19 protein-coding genes are annotated in these 17,180 nt (G+C 70.4%); 6 read left to right on the top strand and 13 right to left on the bottom strand.

The features are described from left to right. Positions 1-114 precede the first annotated feature (114 nt). The 4 genes from ACFV15_RS14140 to ACFV15_RS14125 all read right to left on the bottom strand — a co-directional run bounded on the left by ACFV15_RS14140 (position 115) and on the right by ACFV15_RS14125 (position 5,792). On the bottom strand, positions 115-1,098 hold the full coding sequence (locus ACFV15_RS14140) for an ArsR/SmtB family transcription factor (protein ID WP_378350666.1): 984 nt from the start codon (positions 1,096-1,098) through the stop codon (positions 115-117). Positions 1,099-1,246: 148 nt separating this feature from the next. After that, positions 1,247-2,332 (bottom strand): glycosyltransferase family 4 protein, encoded by a 1,086-nt coding sequence (locus ACFV15_RS14135; protein WP_378350664.1) that lies wholly within the window; start codon positions 2,330-2,332, stop codon positions 1,247-1,249. Further along, positions 2,325-4,838 (bottom strand): glycosyltransferase, encoded by a 2,514-nt coding sequence (locus ACFV15_RS14130; RefSeq protein WP_378350663.1) that lies wholly within the window; start codon positions 4,836-4,838, stop codon positions 2,325-2,327. Before ACFV15_RS14130 ends, ACFV15_RS14135 begins: the two co-directional genes overlap by 8 nt. A 30-nt stretch (positions 4,839-4,868) precedes the next feature. Then, entirely contained in the window at positions 4,869-5,792 is a 924-nt protein-coding gene (locus ACFV15_RS14125) for a glycosyltransferase family 2 protein (protein WP_378350661.1), read from the bottom strand. A gap of 18 nt (positions 5,793-5,810) precedes the next feature. Between ACFV15_RS14125 and ACFV15_RS14120 the strand changes: the two genes are divergently transcribed. Beyond that, the gene (locus ACFV15_RS14120) at positions 5,811-6,875 is read left to right on the top strand and encodes a glycosyltransferase family 4 protein (protein WP_378350659.1); all 1,065 of its coding nucleotides are present in this window, start codon (positions 5,811-5,813) and stop codon (positions 6,873-6,875) included. Between the two features lie 52 nt (positions 6,876-6,927). Beyond that, positions 6,928-8,055: a glycosyltransferase family 4 protein gene (locus tag ACFV15_RS14115; RefSeq protein WP_378350675.1), complete on the top strand. Its 1,128-nt coding sequence runs from the start codon at positions 6,928-6,930 to the stop codon at positions 8,053-8,055. A gap of 177 nt (positions 8,056-8,232) precedes the next feature. Here ACFV15_RS14115 and ACFV15_RS14110 read toward each other — a convergent pair whose 3' ends face one another. Continuing rightward, a complete protein-coding gene (locus tag ACFV15_RS14110; protein ID WP_378350658.1) occupies positions 8,233-8,418 on the bottom strand; it encodes a hypothetical protein in 186 nt (61 codons plus the stop codon). Positions 8,419-8,679: 261 nt separating this feature from the next. Here ACFV15_RS14110 and ACFV15_RS14105 point away from each other — a divergent pair, with 261 nt between their 5' ends. After that, positions 8,680-9,546 (top strand): glycosyltransferase family 2 protein, encoded by an 867-nt coding sequence (locus ACFV15_RS14105; protein WP_378350657.1) that lies wholly within the window; start codon positions 8,680-8,682, stop codon positions 9,544-9,546. A gap of 41 nt (positions 9,547-9,587) precedes the next feature. Here ACFV15_RS14105 and ACFV15_RS14100 read toward each other — a convergent pair whose 3' ends face one another. Beyond that, positions 9,588-10,028: a hypothetical protein gene (locus ACFV15_RS14100; RefSeq protein WP_378350655.1), complete on the bottom strand. Its 441-nt coding sequence runs from the start codon at positions 10,026-10,028 to the stop codon at positions 9,588-9,590. Between the two features lie 139 nt (positions 10,029-10,167). Here ACFV15_RS14100 and ACFV15_RS14095 point away from each other — a divergent pair, with 139 nt between their 5' ends. Together ACFV15_RS14095 and ACFV15_RS14090 are read left to right on the top strand one after the other, a co-directional pair. Then, positions 10,168-11,244: a sugar phosphate nucleotidyltransferase gene (locus ACFV15_RS14095; protein WP_378350653.1), complete on the top strand. Its 1,077-nt coding sequence runs from the start codon at positions 10,168-10,170 to the stop codon at positions 11,242-11,244. A 2-nt stretch (positions 11,245-11,246) separates the two neighbouring features. Further along, positions 11,247-12,143 (top strand): DNA-3-methyladenine glycosylase family protein, encoded by an 897-nt coding sequence (locus ACFV15_RS14090; protein WP_378350652.1) that lies wholly within the window; start codon positions 11,247-11,249, stop codon positions 12,141-12,143. On the opposite strand, the gene ACFV15_RS14085 is transcribed toward ACFV15_RS14090, so the two are convergent. From ACFV15_RS14085 to ACFV15_RS14055, 7 genes are read right to left on the bottom strand one after another with little or no spacing between them, the layout of a single operon-like run. Further along, the gene (locus ACFV15_RS14085) at positions 12,144-12,401 is read right to left on the bottom strand and encodes a hypothetical protein (protein ID WP_378350650.1); all 258 of its coding nucleotides are present in this window, start codon (positions 12,399-12,401) and stop codon (positions 12,144-12,146) included. Between the two features lie 28 nt (positions 12,402-12,429). After that, positions 12,430-12,789, bottom strand: coding sequence for a GntR family transcriptional regulator (locus ACFV15_RS14080; RefSeq protein ID WP_378350649.1), 360 nt, complete (start codon positions 12,787-12,789; stop codon positions 12,430-12,432). A gap of 5 nt (positions 12,790-12,794) precedes the next feature. Next, positions 12,795-13,283, bottom strand: a complete 489-nt coding sequence (locus tag ACFV15_RS14075) for a hypothetical protein (RefSeq protein WP_378350647.1) — start codon at positions 13,281-13,283, stop codon at positions 12,795-12,797. A gap of 30 nt (positions 13,284-13,313) precedes the next feature. Continuing rightward, on the bottom strand, positions 13,314-13,850 hold the full coding sequence (locus ACFV15_RS14070; protein ID WP_378350645.1) for an NUDIX hydrolase: 537 nt from the start codon (positions 13,848-13,850) through the stop codon (positions 13,314-13,316). Then, entirely contained in the window at positions 13,847-15,184 is a 1,338-nt protein-coding gene (locus ACFV15_RS14065; protein WP_378350644.1) for a coenzyme F420-0:L-glutamate ligase, read from the bottom strand. The genes ACFV15_RS14070 and ACFV15_RS14065 overlap by 4 nt, the downstream gene beginning before the upstream one ends. Then, a complete protein-coding gene (gene cofD / locus ACFV15_RS14060; RefSeq protein WP_378350642.1) occupies positions 15,177-16,139 on the bottom strand; it encodes a 2-phospho-L-lactate transferase in 963 nt (320 codons plus the stop codon). The genes ACFV15_RS14065 and cofD overlap by 8 nt, the downstream gene beginning before the upstream one ends. Positions 16,140-16,149: 10 nt before the next feature. Further along, positions 16,150-16,854 carry a GNAT family N-acetyltransferase gene (locus ACFV15_RS14055; RefSeq protein WP_378350641.1) on the bottom strand — a complete coding sequence of 235 codons (705 nt, stop codon included), beginning with the start codon at positions 16,852-16,854 and terminating at the stop codon, positions 16,150-16,152. A 34-nt stretch (positions 16,855-16,888) separates the two neighbouring features. Between ACFV15_RS14055 and ACFV15_RS14050 the strand changes: the two genes are divergently transcribed. Beyond that, a complete protein-coding gene (locus ACFV15_RS14050; RefSeq protein WP_378350639.1) occupies positions 16,889-17,077 on the top strand; it encodes a hypothetical protein in 189 nt (62 codons plus the stop codon). Positions 17,078-17,180: the final 103 nt, after the last annotated feature.

The raw sequence follows: 17,180 nt of genomic DNA, 5'->3' as shown, positions 1-17,180 counted from the left end.
TTTTTTCCCCGGGCGTCCGGCGGGGGGGCCGCGGGGGGGTCCCCCTCCCCCCATACCACTGGGGTGTGTTTGGGGGGGGGGGGTTAACCCCCCCCCCCAACGCTCACGACCTCTTCAGTTGAGGATGTCGATGAGGGAGTCGCCGCGTTCGGTGCGCCGGAGGCGGACGTGGCGGCCGTGGCGTTCACGGATGATCAGGCCGGCCATTTCCAGCTGACCGCAGTGATAGGTCGCGGTGCTCGCGCTGCAGTTGAGCACCCCGGCGATCTCGCCCATGGTGGCCGGGCGGCCGACGTGGCGCAGGATCAGCGCGCGCATCTCGCCGACGACCAGTGCCAGCGGGTCGCCCGTGGCGGGTGGTTTCCGGCTTTCCCAGAGCAGGCCCATGCCCGGCATGGGATAGCCGATCCATGCGACGTCGGGCTGCTCGAAGCTGAAGATCGACGCGCTGCTGCCGGAGATCACCGGGATGAGCAGCAGACGGCGGCCGTTCAGCGAGAACTTCTCGGGGTCGACGTCGGGTACGTACAGGCTCGTGCCTTCGAAGCGGTAGCGCGCGTTGATGCCGGCCAGCAGTACGTCCAGTGTGCCGCCGACGACCGCGGTGCCGACGCGTTCCGTCTCGCGTTTGAGCAGGGGATCTGCGCGCTGCCAGATGGGGGCGAAGGCCGTCCAGACCGCCTGCAGCACGCGGACGTAGGAGGCGATCCAACGGCGGGGATGGTCGACCACCGGGCGCCACTGTGGGGGAACGGTGCCGTCGAAATCGCTGGTCAGGTCGTCGAGGAGGATGTCGGGGGACAGGTCGGCGACCTGCTCGAGGTAGGTGGCGATGTCCGGTACCGAGCGGGCCGTGGTGTCCGGGGTCAGGCAGTACGGGACGCCCGAATGGTCCGGCGCGAACAACGGGCGGAGCACGTCGACGCTGTCGCGCGGCGCGTTCGCCCTGATGTGCGCGCGCCAGTCGGCGGGTATGCCCTGTGGGCGGCCGCCGAGCGCGTCGGCGGTGAGGGAGAGCAGGGTGGCGCCGGGCTGGCTGACCACGGACACGCCGAGCGACTCGACCGGACCGAGGTCCAGCTCGCTGAAGCCACGCATCTCGTGCCCTTCGTGAATCGCCGCCCTCGTTTTCAAGTTTATCGAAAAGATGGCGCCGAGACAGGCCTGAAGCGAGACTTCGGATAGCCGCCGACGGCGGTTACCTGGGGGTAGGTAATGGGCGTTCCCGTTTCGATGGGAGCGCCCATTATCGATTGGCGGCCCGCCGGTAGGCCTTGATCGTCCGCTCGGCCGTGTGCCGCCAGGTGAACCCGGCCGCGTGCGTGCGCCTGGCCGCCGAGGTCGTCACCGCGTGCGGGTCGGACACGGCCGTGCGCAGCGCCTCGGCGAGCGCGTCGACGTCGTCGTAGGGGACCAGGCCCGCGCAGTCGCCGGAGACCTCGCGCAGCACCGGGATGTCCGTGCAGACGACCGGCACGTCGCAGGCCATCGCCTCGAGGATCGGCAGGCCGAAGCCCTCGTCCCTGGACGGCAGCACGAGCGCGGACGCGCCGGCGACCACCGCGCGTAAGTCCACTTCGGACAGATACCCGAGGTGGGTCGACCGGTCGGTCAGCGGGAACGGGCCTGGGCCGACGAAGACCAGGTGTGGCAGCTCGGGGTCGGCGTCGTGGGCGCGGTGCAGCCAGTCCAAGCCCTTGCGCGGCCCGGAAGCGCCGACGAAGAGCAGGTACTCCTTGGGCAGCTTCAGCCGTTCGCGGCGCTCGTCGCTCGGCGGGCGCGCCGTGAACCAGGCCGGGTCGACACCGAGCGGGGTGACCTCGATCTTGCCGCGGTCGACGTCGAGTCGTTCCGCGACGAGGTCGGCGACGGCCGCGGTCGGCGTGCAGATGATGTCCGCGCTCTTCGCACCGCGGCGGACGAGTTCGGGCAGTTCCTGGTCGCTGGGCGCGAGTTCGCCGGGTACATCCAGGAACGCGAGGTCGTGAATGGTCAGCACGCCTGCCGCGCGTAGTCGGCCGGGCAGCACGAAATTGGTGCCGTGCACGACATCCGTCACGCCCGCGAACAGTTCGATCGGCGGGAACTGGGACCGCACCCAAGCCTTGCGCAGCAGTCGTGCGGCGACGGGGAAACCGCGCGCCTGGGTGCCGTGCGGAAGCGCGTGGCGCAGTTTCCGCCAGCCGCGCAAGGTGAACGCGACCGCACGAATGTCCACTTCGGATGAAGAGGCGAGTTCCTCGGCGAGCGACGCGGTGTATCGGCCGATCCCGGTGCGGGCGCCGAGCAGTGGGGTGCCGTCCAGCAGCACGCGCAACGGCCGGTCAGCCACGGCGCATCCTCTGCTTCGCGACCTTGAGCACCCGGCCGCCGACCCGGCGGACGAGCTCCTTGGGGCCGCCGTCGGCGAGGTACTCCTTGATCAACTCGACGTCACGGCGTAAGAACTCCTTGCCGCGTAACGGTTCTGTGGTGACCAGATCGGCCGAACCCGGCAGCCGGTCGGCGGCGGGACGCGGGTCGCGGCAGAACTCGACGAGCGGTTTCAGCGCGGTCGGCCAGGCGTAGCGCTGGGCCACCTCGCCGATCCGCTCGACGCAGCCCTTGGCGAACTCGGTGTCGTACAAGGAAAGTTCCAGCGCGTCCGCGAGCGCGTCGACATCCTCGGCCGGCACGACCACGCCGAGCCGCTCCTCGCGGACGAGGTCGGCGAACGCGTCGCCGTCGGTCGTGATGATCGGCAGCCCTGCCCACAGGTAGTCGAGCACCCTGGTGCGGAAGGCGAAGGTGGTCTCGACGTGCTCGAAATGCGTGGTGACCCCGCAGTCGGCGTCGAGCAGCCAGTTCTGGCGTTCTTCGAAGGGCACCCAGTGCTCGTTGAAGAAGACGTGTTTCCCGGTCAGGCCCAGTGAATCCGAGAGCGCGATGGTGCGCGCGCCGATGTCCATTTCGGCCACTTCGGGGTTCGGGTGCTTCATCCCGAGGAACACGAGCCGCACGTCACCGCGCCGCTGCCGCAGCTTTTCCATCGCGCGGATCAGTGTCAGCGGGTCGAACCAGCTGTAGACACCGCCTGCCCACAGCACCACGTGGTCGGTCTCGGAGATGCCGTCGACGGTCGCGCGCAGGCCGGGGCCGGTACGGACAGGGGCTTCGGGAGACAGTCCGAAAGGGACGACCGCGAGCAGCGACTGCGTGGTCGGGTCCGCGTCGTACAGGCGCGGCGAAAGCCTGCCCATCGCGGCGAGGTGGCCGAGCCAGAAGTGCCGCTGGCGCTCGGACGCGCAGAGGAAGAAGTCACCGCGCTCGAGTTGCGCGTCGAGCACCTTGGTGACGCCGATCAGGTCGAGCGCGCGCTTGTCGTCGGCGACGCCCTTGCCCTGTTCGAGCAGCTCCAGGTGCATCGGGTCGTACAGGTCGGCGACCACGATCTTGGCCGAGTGCCGCTTCTTCAGCGTCGGCGCGAGTTCGAGCACGTGACCCTGCAGGATCACGATGTCGGCCCACTCGATGGGTGCGGTCAGTTCGGTGCGCTTGGCCCCGCTCACCCGGAACGGCGAGGGCGGGGGTGATACCAGCGGGTTCGTGGTGACCAGGTGGACGTCGTGCTCGGCGCCGAGTGCGGCCGCGATGTTCCAGGCGCGGATCGCCGGGCCCGCCATCCGCTCGGTGAGCGCGTCGCCGGTGATGACGAGCACCTTGCGACGCTCGCCGAAAACGCCTTCGATGCCGAACACCTCGACCAGGATCTCGTGCGCCGCCAGGTACCGCGGCAGCGGGTACGCAGGCTCCAAAGCCTTGCGCAGCAAGGGAATCAGGTCGGCGTCGGTGCGGACACGGGCGGCCTGCTCGACCGCGCGTGACTCGGCCAGCGAAGGCAGCAGCTCGACGAACTGGTCGATCGCCAGCATGCCCGCGAGCGTGGTGCGCGGGATCGCCACCGGATCGGTTTCGAGCGGGTGTCCTTTTTGGAGATCCAGCTGGGTCGCGTCGAGGTCGCCGCGTGCGGTCGCCCGGCGCACGGCGAGTGCAAGCGCGGCCGGCAGCACCTTCGCGAGTGTCTCGTCGGAGAGGTTCTTGTAGAGCGCCGCCAAAGCGTTGCGCTCCAGCAGGAAGGTCTCACGGCCGGAGTCCGGCGCATCCACAGTGGACATCGTCGCGTGGTGCCGGTGGTAGGTCAGCGACTCCGGCACGTACCGGACACGCCAGCCGCGCAGGTTCAGCCGCCAGCCGAAGTCGACGTCCTCGTAGAACATGAAGAACCGCTCGTCGAACCCGCCGAGTTCGGCGAACACACCGGCGCGGACGAACATCGCCGAGCCGGTGGCGAACAGGACGTCCTTGGCCACCTCGTGCTCGGCGGCGGGCACGTCCGCGAGTGGGCTCCCGGCGTGGCGCTTGTAGCCCATGCCGAACCAGGTCAGGCCGCCGTCGACGAAATCGGTGCCGGTTCCGTCCCAGTCGAGCACCTTGCTCGCGACCGCGCCGACCGTCGGCTGCGCGCGCAGCTCGGCCACGGCCGCGCCGACCCAGCCGGGCGCGGGCCTGGCGTCGTTGTTGAGGAAGGCGAGGACGCTGCCTTCGGCGTGCTTCGCGCCGAGGTTGCAGCCACCGGCGAACCCGAGGTTCTCCGCCGAGTCGATCACCTTGACCTGCGGGAATGCCGCACGGATGCGGTCGGCCTCGTCGCTGCCGGGGGTGTTGTCCACGCAGATGAGCTCGAGGCGCGGGTAGTCCGGCTCGGTGCTGAGCGCACGCAGGCAGGTCAAGGTGTCCTCGGCGCCGCGGTAGTTCACCACGATCACCGAGACCAATGGCTGTGTCTCCCCCTGCGCCAAAGCCTGCTCCTTCTGCCGGTGTTAGAGAGGTTAACCGCCTGCCCAGGCGTCCCAAACCTCGCCTCGGTCGAGTGTTGCACCGGTCGCAATGACGCGCCGGGCACGCAGCGTCGCGGGCAGCCTCGTCAAGATCGCCGCGAGGACTCTCAGGCGGAGCGTGAGACGGAAGTTCGGCGCCTCGGGTTCCCCTCGGAACGGGAGCACGGCGGTGAGTGCGGCAAACTTCACGAGCTGCCGGACGGCGACGCTCGCCGGGGCGCAGCGCAGCAGCATGAGCAGGCGGTTTCGCTCGTTCCAGAGGTGGAACAGGGGCGAACCGGGCGCGGTGCTCGCGCCGTGGAGGTGCTTGACCCTGGCCTCGGCGACCTGCCGGATGTCCCAGCCCGCGAGGCGCAGGCGCCACGCCGTGTCGGTGTCTTCGTAGTAGCAGAAGAACTCGGCGGGGACGCCGCCGATCTCGCGCAGCACGTCCGTGCGGAGCAGGACGGCTCCGCCGCAGAAGCCGAAAACGTCCTTCGCCGGTTCGGTGAGGTCCGCGCCGTGGCCGTCGGCGGTGAGCCGGACGCCGAGCGACTGCGGCGAGCCGTCCGAGCGCTCCAGGAGTGAGCCCGCGGCGGCGGCTTCCGGTGCGTTCGCGAGTGCGTCTTCGAGTGCGCCGAGCCAGCCTGGCGCCGGTTCGGCGTCGTCGTTCAGCCAGGCCATGAACGGCGTGTCCACAATGGATAGCGCGGCTGCCAATGCGCCCGCGTAGCCTTTGTTGCTGCTCAGTCGTAGTATCCGCGGCTTCGACGGGTGCTCGGCGAGCAGCCGCGCGGTGCCGTCGGACGAGCCGTTGTCGATCACCAGTGTCCTATGTGGACGATCTTGCGCCGCCACCGCGTCGAGGCAGGCCGTGAGGTGGCCGAGCCCGCGCCAGGTGACGATCACGACAGTGCTCACCTCGGGACTTCCCACGCCGAGCACAATACGGGCGTGCCCGAACTCGTCGTCATCGCGGAGCAGCTGCTCGCACCCGTGCCAGGTGGCACCGGGCGCTACACGCGTGAGCTGCTGCGGGCGCTGGCCGAGACCGCGCCGCCGGGCTGGTCGGTGTCGAGCGTGGTCGCGCGGCACCAGGACGTCAGCGCCGCGCGGGTCGACGGCGTCGACGGGCCGCACCGGCTGGCGTTGCCGCCGCGTGCGCTGATCGGCGCCTGGCAGCTGGGCATCCCCTGGTGGCGGGGTGACGCCGTGCACGCTCCGACACCACTCGCGCCCGCCCGCGCCAAGCGTGGCCGGACGCTTTCGGTGACCGTGCACGACACGGTGCCGTGGACCCATCCCGAGACGCTGACCCCGCGCGGGGTGGCCTGGCATCAGGCGATGATCGCGCGGGCCGCGCGCCGGGCGTCGGCGCTGGTCGTCCCCACCCAGGCGGTCGCGCGCGACCTGGCGGCCCGCGTCTCACTGGACGCTCCGGTGCGGGTCGCCGGGCACGGCGTGACCGAGTGGCCGCTGGCGACCGGGATGGACCTGCCGAAGCGGTACGTACTGGCCGTCGGCACCATCGAGCCGCGCAAGGGCATCGACGTCCTGATCGAGGCGATGAGCCGGTTCGACGCGCCTCCGCTGCTGCTCGCCGGGCAGCAGGGCTGGGGCGGCGTCGACCCCGAACGCCTGGCCGCCGACCGCGGCGTCAAGCTCCGGGTGCTCGGCAAGCTTTCCGACGCCGAGCTGGGCGAAGTGCTGTGGCGAGCGAGCGCGCTTGCCGTGCCGAGCCTCGCCGAGGGGTTCGGCCTCCCGCTGCTGGAGGCGATGGCCGCAGGCGTCCCGGTGGTCCATTCCGACGCACCGGCGCTGGTCGAGGTCGCGGGCGGCGCCGGTCGCGTCACGCCGAGAGGTGACGCCGCCGCGCTGGCGTTCGCGCTGGCAGAGGTGCTGGAGACGCCATGGCTGGCCAGGGAGATGTGCGTGCGCGGGCAGAAACGGGCTGACGAGTTCTCCTGGGAGCGTGCCGCTCTCGCGGTGTGGGACGTCCACCAGATTCATGGTTCTTGAGTTGGCTGCCGATGATCGGTCGTACTCTGCTGATGTGCCGCACGAACCCCGCATCCTGATCGATGCGACCGCAGTCCCCGCGGACCGGGGTGGCGTCGGTCGTTACGTGGATTCGCTGGTGGCCGCCCTCGACGCGGACGGCGCCCGGCTCACCGTCGTCTGCCAGCCCCGCGACCTGGACCTTTACGACCAGCTCGCGCCGAACACGCGCATCGTGCCCGCCTCGCAGGCCACCTCGACCCGCACCGCCAGGCTCACCTGGGAGCAGACGACGCTCCCGCGCCTGATCCGCCGTCTCGGCGTCGACGTCGTGCACTCGCCGCATTACACGCTCCCGCTGGCCAACCCGGTCGCCTCCGTCGTCACCCTGCACGACGCCACCTTCTTCACCGACGCGGTGCTCCATTCCTCGGTCAAGGCCCGCTTCTTCCGGGCCTGGACCTCGACGGCCCTGCGCCGCGCCTCGCTCTGCATCGTGCCCAGCGTCGCGACGGCCGAGGAGCTGGCGAAGGTCACGCGCGTCTCGGGTCTCGAGATCATCCAGCACGGCGTCGACGTCGAACGCTTCCATCCGCCATCCCCGGACGAGGTCGCCGCGGCCCGCGCCGCCGTCGGCCTGGGCTCGACCCCTTACGTGGCGTTCCTGGGCGCTCTGGAGCCCCGGAAGAACGTGCCCGCCTTGATCCGCGGCTTCGCCCGCGCGGTCGCTTCGCGCCCGTCACCGCCCGCGCTGGTCCTGGCCGGGCAGCCGGGCTGGGACTCCCAGGTCGAGAAGGCTTTGGACGCGGTGCCGCACCGGTTCCGGGTGATTCGTGCCGGTTACCTGCCGTTCGGGACTTTGGCCGGATTCCTCGGCGGCGCCGAGCTGGTGGCGTACCCGAGCCTTGGCGAGGGTTTCGGCCTACCGGTGCTGGAGGCGATGGCCTGCGGAGCCTGCGTGCTCACCACCCGGCGGCTTTCACTGCCCGAGGTCGGCGGTGACGCGGTCGCGTACTGCGGTGTCGGCGCAGGCGACGTCGCGGCCGCGATCTCGGAACTGCTCGACGACCCGTCCCGGCGCGCCGTGCTCGCGGAGGCGGCGCAGCTGCGTGCGAAGGAGTTCTCGTGGGCGACCTCGGCGGAACGGCATCGCGAGGCTTACGAGAAGGCTTGGGGGCGGCATCTCAGCCGATTGGGTTGAGGTGGGGTGGTGGGGAGATTTGGTACAGTGGGTGGTGCGAGGCTCCTGTGGAGCCGAGTATGAAAGCCCGTGACGCGACCGGACGGTCGTCTTGCGGGCTTTTCGCTTTCACAGCTGGAAAACGGCCGAGATGAGCGGCGCTGCCCGGCGTCGCCAATCGTTGCCGGCGCCGTAGCATCAGCCGATCGCGTCCGACAGCCACAGCAGCGGCTCGGACTTGGAATCAAGGTGCTCGTAGGTCAGAGCGGTCTTTGATGGTCGCGTGCCGAGGGCCTGTCTCAGAGTGCGGCGGTCGTGGGCGTCTCGATCGGCTCTCGTATCGAGTACCAGTCGATGGGCGCCGAGACCGATCAGTTCGGTCACCGCGCGATCCAGGCAACGTTGGCGTCCCAGTTCTTCCGCTTTCGGTGCACACTGGCTCGACCACGGTCACGCACAGCAGGTACTGCCGATCGCGGACCGACTCGTCGATGAATCCATGGACTGGCACCTGATCATTTTCGCCGAGGGGTCCGACAGTCCGCGTTCGGGTGTTGACGCAGAGTAGTCATGTGACCGTGGCATTCGTGCTCAGCTCGATGGGGTGAGTCCCGTGCCGGAGCGTGACCGGTGGACAATGGCCGGGTGACTGAGGATTCCCGCTATGGTGACCGGCTCGCCGTCGTGACCGTTACGTACTTCCCCGGCGAGACGCTCGAGCGGTTCCTGGACACGCTCGAAAAGGCGACCGACCGTGACGTGCAGGTCGTGGTCGCGGACAACGCGTCGACCGATGGCGCGCCGGAGAAGGCCGGGCAGCGGGAGAACGTCAAGCTGCTCAGCCTCGGCGAGAACCTCGGGTACGGCACGGCCGCCAACCGCGGGATCGCCGCGCTGGACGACAGTTTCGGCTGGGTGGCCGTGGTGAACCCGGACCTGGAGTGGGAGCCGGGGTCGCTCGACGCGCTGGTCGAGGTCGCGCAGCGGTGGCCGAGGGGCGGCGCGTTCGGGCCGCTGATCCACGACCAGGATGGCACCGTCTACCCGTCGGCGCGGCTGCTGCCGTCACTCGGACGAGGGATCGGGCACGCCGTGTTCGGCAAGATCTGGCCGGGGAACCCGTGGACGCGGGAGTACCGCCAGGAGAACGCCGCGCCGACCGAGCGGACCGCGGGCTGGCTTTCCGGGTCGTGCCAGCTGTTCCGGCGTGAGGCGTTCGAGTCGGTGAACGGGTTCGACACCCGCTACTTCATGTACTTCGAGGACGTCGACCTCGGCGATCGGCTGGCGCGCAAGGGCTGGCTGAACGTCTACGCGCCGTCGTCCAGCGTGATGCACATCGGCGGGCACGCGACCAAGCAGGCTTCGGCGAAGATGCTGGCCGCGCACCATGTCAGCGCCTACCGGTACCTCGCGGACCGGCACCAGGGCCTGCTCTGGAAGCCGGTGCTCGCGGTCATCAAGGCCGGCCTGAAGCTGCGCCTGAAAGTCGCGACCCGCAAAGAGTCGTGAGTGGTATGGCCGGTTAGAACCGGCCATACCACTCACGAGTCCTAGATGCCGTCGAGGCGGCGTGAGAGGTCTGAGACGCCGGTCGTCTGGGTCGTGGTCGGGATCAGGCCGGTGACCTGCTCCTCGTGCGGCTCCTGGGCCGGTTCCGGGCGGCGGGCTGCCGGGAGCGGGACCGTCATCGGCTTGGTGCGGGGCGCGGGCTTGGCCAGCGGGGCCGTGGCCTGCGGGCGCCGCTCGACCTCGAGGCGCTTGGTGGGCTGCTGCCTGGCCAGGTGGTGATCGTTGTCCTCGATCATCGACGCGGGCAGCTGCGTGGTGGTGTCCGGGTCGTCCGCGCGGTCGATCTCGCTGACCACGGATCTCGGGATCTGCTGGGTGTTGGAGGAGTCCATCGGCGACGTCGCGTTGTCCGGCGTGACGACGAATGCTCCCCGAGCGCGCGCACGCGCCAGCAGGGCGTCCGCACGATCGCGGGGGTCCATCCCCTTGGCCTCCCGACTCGACCCGAGGCCCTCTGGGAAGAGAGCCGCCTGTGTGCAATCTAGGGTAGGCCCTCGGAGCGTCCGCCGTCAGTGTTTCCCGCGGCTTGTCGCCGAGTGGGGCGTGATAAAGGAGGAACGGTTGTCCGAGTTGGGTGTCGATGCGGTCGTGCTGGTCGGTGGCAAGGGAACCCGGCTGCGGCCGCTGACCTTGTCGGCGCCGAAGCCGATGCTGCCGACGGCGGGCACGCCGTTCCTGTCCCACCTCCTTTCCCGGATCAAGGCCGCCGGTATCACCCATGTGGTGCTCGGCACGTCCTACCGGGCCGAGGTGTTCCAGGACTACTTCGGCGACGGCTCCGCGCTGGGCCTCGAGATCGAGTACGTGGTCGAGGACGTGCCGCTGGACACCGCGGGCGCCATCCGCAACGTCTACGACCGCCTGCGCGCCGATGACGCGGTCATCTTCAACGGCGACATCCTGTCCGGCGCCGATCTCGGCGCGCTGGTCGGCACGCACCGTGAGTCGGGCGCTGACGTCACGTTGCACCTGCAACGGGTCGACGACCCCAGCCGGTTCGGCTCGGTGCCCACGGACGAAGCCGGGCGGGTGCTGGAGTTCCTGGAGAAGACGCCGAATCCGCCGACCGACCAGATCAACGCCGGGTGCTACGTGTTCCGGCGCTCGGTGATCGAGTCCATTCCGGTCGGGCGACCGGTTTCGGTGGAGCGCGAGACTTTCCCGCAGCTGCTGGCTTCCGGCGCGCACGTGCACGGGTTCGTCGACTCGTCGTATTGGCTGGACGTAGGCACTCCCGAGGCGTTCGTGCTCGGCTCGTCCGACCTCGTGCGCGGCCTCGCGCCGACGTCGGCGCTGCCCGGCCCGGCCGGTGAGGCGCTGCTGATCGACGGCGCCAAGGTGGCCGACGACGCCGTGCTCACCGGCGGCTCGACGATCGGCGCCGGCGCCGTCGTCGGCGCGGGTGCGCGGGTGTCCGGGTCGGTGCTCTTCGAGGGCGCGTCGATCGCGGACGGCGCTGTCGTCGAGCGGTCGGTGCTGGGTGCGGGTGCCAAGGTCGGCGCCGGCGCGGTGCTGCGTGGCGTCGTGCTGGGTGACGGCGCCTCGGTCGGCGCCGGGTGCGAACTGCTCGACGGCGCCCGCGTGTGGCCGGGATTCGAGCTGCCGGACGGATCCGTCCGCTTTTCGAGCGACGCGTAGCCATGCGCTGGCGGCCGTCGTTCGAACTGGACCTGGCGAGGGTGCTGGCGCCGCTGCGCCGGGGCGCCTCCTCGCCGAATCTGGTTCGCGACGCCGCAGGCACCTGGTGGTACGCGACGAACACCCCCGACGGCGGCAGCACGCTCGCGCTGCACCGGCATGCCGACGGCGAGATCGAGGCCGCGGCTTGGGGCCCCGGCGCGGATCGCCTGCTCGACGGCGTGCCCGCGTTGCTGGGCGCCGACGACGATCCGCGTGATTTCGTCGCGCATCACGACGTCATCGCGCAGGCACGGCGCGGCATGCCAGGACTGCGGCTCGGCTCGACCGGGCAGGTCTGGGACAGCCTGGTGCTCGCCATCCTGGAGCAGAAGGTCGCAGGCAAAGAGGCCATCCGGTCGTGGAAGGAACTGTGCCGCTGGTTCGGTGAGCCGGCGCCCGGCCCTGGCCCGGCAGGCCTGCGGGTCCCGCCCAGCCCCGAGGCTGTTCTCTCCATTGTGGACTGGAAGTGGCATCGGGCGGGCGTCGACAGCACCAGGCGCGGCACACTGATCCGGGCCGCGCGGGTCGCCAGTGGACTGGAACGGGCCGCGGAACTGCGTGGTGTGGAAGGAAGAACCCTGCTGCGCAAGGTGCAGGGCATCGGCGTCTGGACGGCGGCCGAGGTCGCACAGCGCGCCTGGGGCGACCCGGACGCGGTCAGCTTCGGCGACTACAACATCCCGAGCCTGGTCGGGCACGCGCTGGTCGGCACCGAACTCGACGACCGCGGCATGCACGCCGTACTCGCCCCGTACGCGCCGCAACGTCAGCGCGCCGTCCGGTACCTCATGGCCGCGGGCGTCTCCGCGCCGCGACGTGGTCCGCGCATCGAACTGCGCGATTACCGCGCGATGTGACTACCAGCCCTGGGGCGGCGGTGGCGGCTGCTGCGGGTACTGGGGACCGGGCGGCTGCTGCGGCGGGTACTGCTGCTGTGGATACCCAGGCTGTTGGGGATAGCCGGGCTGTTGCGGATAGCCCTGCGGCGGATACTGGCCGGGGTACTGCTGCGGCGGGTACTTCGGCTTGTTGCTGTTCTTGAGCACCAGTACGAGCGCGACCGCGCCGCCGGCGAGCACCAGCAGCAGGATCACCAGTTCGATCAGCCCGATCATGCCGCTCCCGTCACCCGGCTGAGGATCATCACAGGCCTTCCAGCGCGGCGCTGACGATGGCGAGCGCCTCGTCTTGGCCGATTCCGAGCTTGTGGGTGATGCTCGCATAGTCGGCGGCCGCCTGCCGCGCACGCTGCCTGCTCTCATCGCCGGACGCCCCGACGAAGCTGCCTGCCCGCCCCCGCGTCTCGATGAGCCCGGCCTCTTCGAGCTCACGGTAGGCGCGGGCGATCGTGTTCGGCGCGATGCCGAGATCGGCCGCGAGCTTGCGCACGGTGGGCAGCTTCGTGCCCACGGGCAGCGTCCGATCGTTGATCTGCCGCGCGAGCGAGGACCGGACCTGCTCGTACGGCGGGACCGGCGAGGTGTTGTCCACGCTGACGGTCATGGGGTTCACCAGCCCTGCGGCGGCGGGCCCTGCTGACCGGGGTTCGGGTACGGCTGCGTGCCGGGCTGTGGCGGGTACGGCTGCTGGCCCTGCGGGAACGCGGGCTGCTGGAAGCCCGGCTGCTGGAAACCGCCGGACGGCGGCTGCGGCTGGCCCCAGGCGGGCTGCGGGGGCGGCGGGAAGCCGGGCTGGGCGGCGGGCGGGAAGCCTTGCTGCGGTGGCGGGAAACCCTGCTGCGGGGCCGGGAATCCTTGCTGCGGCTGCTGGAAACCGGCCTGCGGGGGTGGCTGCGGGAAGTTCGGGTTCGCCGGAGGGAAGCTCTGCTGGGGGAAGCCCTGCTTCTTCTTCTCCTGGTTCACCTTGACCACGAAGTAGATGATGACGCCCAGGACGATCAGCCCCAGTATGACCAGGACGACCCATCCCGATCCGTCACCGCTGCCACTGGTGTGGACCCGCACACGCGCGGGAGACGGCCCCATGAACGACGACATCGAAGTACCCCTCTGTCTGATGTCGTCACCCTAACCGGCGGTGACCGCCGAATGGACCAGTTCGGTCAAATCCTCCGATCCGTCAGGCAAACCGGTGACGGGCCACCATTGCAAATCGTCCGATTCGTCACTGAGGACCGGTTTTGCACCCGAGGGGGCGCGGATCGCGAAGCGCACGTCGAAATGCCGCGTCGGCACGCCGAGCGAGCAGGTGATCGGGTGCACGTCGAGGTGCACCGGCACCGGATCGAGCACGAGTCCGTCCATTCCGGACTCCTCGCGGGCCTCGCGCAGCGCGGCGGCCGCCAGCGAGACGTCCTCCGGCTCGCAGTGGCCGCCGAGCTGCAGCCAGCGGCCGACCCTCGGGTGCAGCGTGAGCAGCACGCGCGAGCCGGACGCGTCGAGCACGACCGCGGACGCGGTGAGGTGACCGGCTTCGCACGAGCGCGCGCACGCGTCCTCGCGCGCGGCGAGGAAACCGAGGAACGCCTGGCGCAGCGATTCCTGGCTGGGCAGCGTTGGCCGCCACTTGTCCAAAGTGGAGACCGCGTCCTGGTGCAGCGTCACAGTTCCAGCAGCCCTTCGCCTGCCGGGCGGGCAGGCCTGGCCTCGGGAAGCGTGGCCGGGTGGCCGATCGCGACCGCGCCCAGCGGCGCCCAGTCGTCGCCCAGCCCCAGCGTCTCGCGCACGAGGTCCGCGGCGAAGATGGTCGACCCGATCCAGCAGGAACCGAGCCCCTCCGCGGCCAGCGCGACCAGCAGGCCCTGCACGGCGGCGCCGCCCGCCACGGTGAACATCGTCCGCTCGCAGGCCAGCCTGCGCTCGTCCGGATACGCGTGCGCGCCGTCCGGCACCAGGAACGGGACGACCACTTCCGGCGCGTTGAACAGGATGTCGCCGCGGCTGAGCCGCTTGGCGACCTGCTCGTCGGTGAACCCGTCGGCGACCAGGTCCGCGCGCCACGACTCACGCATGGCGGTCAGCAGCTTCGTGCGGACGTCGTCGCCGCGCAGCCATACGAACCGCACCGGCCGCGTGTGATGCGGCGCGGGCGCGGTCAGCCCGGCGGCGACGGCGCGGCGCAGCACTTCGGGGTCGACCGGCTCGTCGCTGAACTGCCGCACCGAGCGCCGCAGCGGCACGGCTTCGCGGCGGCCCTGCGCGATGGCCTCGTTCGTGCCGAGGCGGAACAAGTCCTCCTCGACCGGCCTGATCAGGTTGCGCGCGGTCGAGCCGTCGTCGACCAGCCGCAGGCCGCGGATCACCGCGACCGGCGTGCCGCCGAGCTTGCCCTTGACCAGGTCGGCCGCCGCGGCCAGCTCGTCGGCGACGGCGACCTCGGTCACCGCCAGCTCGTTGCCCTGGCCGTCGATCTCGCCGGCGTAGGCGTGCAGCACGCGGACGCCGGACGCGCCGATGGCCGCGTCGATCTGCCCGATCCGCCAGGCCCGGCCCATGGTGTCGGTGATGACCACCGCGACCTCGACGCCGAGCCGCTCACGCAGGCCGTTGCGCAGCGCCAGCGCGGACGCGTCGGGGTCGGACGGCAGCAGCGCCACCTCGCCGCCGGCCACGTTCGAGTTGTCGACGCCGGACGCGGCCTGCACGATGCCGAGCCGGTTTTCGGTGATCTTCGTCTGCCGGAACTGCGCGACGACGCGCACGGACTCCTCGTCGACGAGCTTGCGCCGCGCGGCCTCCTTGGCGTCGGGATCGGTGGGCACGGTGATCAGCCGTCCCTCGATTTTGGACACCACCTTCGAGGTGACCACCACGACGTCGCCGGAGCGCAGCCAGCGCGCCGCGGTCACGATCGCGCCGGTCAGGTCGTCGCCGGGGCGGAACTCCGGCAGCCCTTCGACCGGCAGGATCTCCAGCTTGGGTGCAGCGTGATCAGGCAAGTTCGACTCCAGCGAGCGTGAGCGCGGCCCGCGCCATGGCGGCCGTCGCGTCCACATCGGACATCAGCAGCGGCACCGCGCGCACCTCGGCGCCGGGCACCTCGACGGTCTCGCCCTCGGCGACCAGCCAGCCGTCGAGCACGCCTTCGGCCTCGCGGGAGCCGTAGTGACGGCCGACCGCCTCGGCGGAGGTCTCGACGCCGATCGCGGTCAAGCAGGCGTCGGCCATGCCGCGCAACGGTTTCCCGGCGATGATCGGGGAAACGCCGACGACACCGGCCTTGGTCTCGCGCAGCGCGTCGCGCACGCCGGGCACCGCGAGCACGGTGCCGACGGAGACCACCGGGTTCGACGGCGCGAACAGCACCGCGTCGGCTTCGGCGATCGACTCGAGCACGCCGGGACCCGGCTTCGCCTCTTCCGCGCCGACCGGCACGATCGAGTGCGCGACCGGCTCGGCGCGATAGCGCACCCACCATTCCTGGAAGTGGATCGCCTTCTGCTGGTCCGGCTTCTCGGGATCGTCGATGACGACATGGGTCTCGACGCGGTCGTCGGACATCGGCAGCAGCCGCACACCGGGCTTCCAGCGGTCGCACAGCGCCTCGGTCACCGCGGACAGCGGATAACCGGCACGCAGCATCCGCGAGCGGATCAGGTGCGTCGCGATGTCCTTGTCGCCCAAGCCGAACCAGCTCGGCTCGGCGCCGTACGCCGCCAGTTCCTCTTTGACCGTCCAGGTTTCGCCCGCGTGTCCCCAGCCGCGCGCGGTGTCGATACCGCCGCCGAGCGTGTACATGCAGGTGTCCAGGTCAGGGCAGATCCGCAGGCCGTGCATCCACACGTCGTCGCCGGTGTTGACCAGCGCGGTGACCTCGGCTTCGGGAACAGCGGCCTTGAGACCCAGCAGGAAACGAGCCCCGCCCACTCCACCTACTACTACGACAACCTTCACGGGACCGATCCTAGGCGGGTATCCAATACCGGTAGCGGTGGTGCTCCGTGAAGCCCAGCCGCGCGTAGAGCGCGAGCGCGGCGGCGTTGGTCACCGAGACCTGCAGCACGCACCGGGCCGCGCCGTGGCGGGCTCCCCACGCGCCGATCGCGTTCATGAGCGTGACCGCGTGGCCGCGGCGGCGGTGCTCCGGCCGGACGGCGAGCCTGCCGACGAGCAGGATGTCGTCGGCGACCGCGCCGCGCACGGCCGCGAAGTCGCCGAGCACGCCGAAGCCGACCTTGCCCGTGGCGAGCACGTGCCGCTGCGCGGGGGACGGGTCGGCCGAGCCGGTGGTCAGTTCCCACCAGGCGGGAGTCGGCTCGTCCAGCACCGGCGTGGCATCGCCGTCGCCGAGCGGCCCGGTCAGGACGGTCACCTCGTGCCCGTTCGCGTACTCGATGTCCGGTATCCAGCCCTCGGCGGCCAGCGCGTCTTCGGTCGTGCCGTCCTTGATCGCGTGCACGCGGGGCTCGATTCGATGGGAGTGGGCGAAGTCACAGACCCGGCGAAGTGCCGCTGCGATCGGCACGCCAGGGTCGCCGACGGCGAGCGCGCTGTTGGCCCTGCCGGTGAAACCACCGGCCCAGCGCAGCCGCCACTCACCGAGAGATTCGCTGATCAGCGGGTCCCAGGCGGCAGTACAGGCGATTTCGAGCGTTTCGGCAGCGTTCACGGTTAGATTGTGACAAGGACTTCGGGAGGAACCGATGAGCATCGCGCGCAAGGACGATCGGCACAACGAAGATCTGGTCAAGGAGATCTCGGCCGGGTTCAATCGTGCGATCGGTGCGAAGCAGGGGGACGAGGACGCGGCTGACAAGCCCAAACCTCGTTTCATCGTCACCGGTGACAGCCGCGTCGCGCCGACCAGGAAGCGCCGTCCGCAGTCTGAGTAAACGCTGTTAACCCGGCGTCGGATAAGGGTGGCCTCACCAGCCGAAGGCCGGTGGGACCGCGTAATGTCGCCGACGCGGCATGTGAACTTGGCCAGACGAAAAA

The sequence above is a fragment of the Amycolatopsis sp. NPDC059657 genome, from assembly GCF_042734395.1.
Taxonomy (GTDB): domain Bacteria; phylum Actinomycetota; class Actinomycetes; order Mycobacteriales; family Pseudonocardiaceae; genus Amycolatopsis.
The sequence above is the reverse complement of the archived record's forward strand: the minus strand, read 5'-3'. Positions and strand labels throughout refer to the sequence as shown.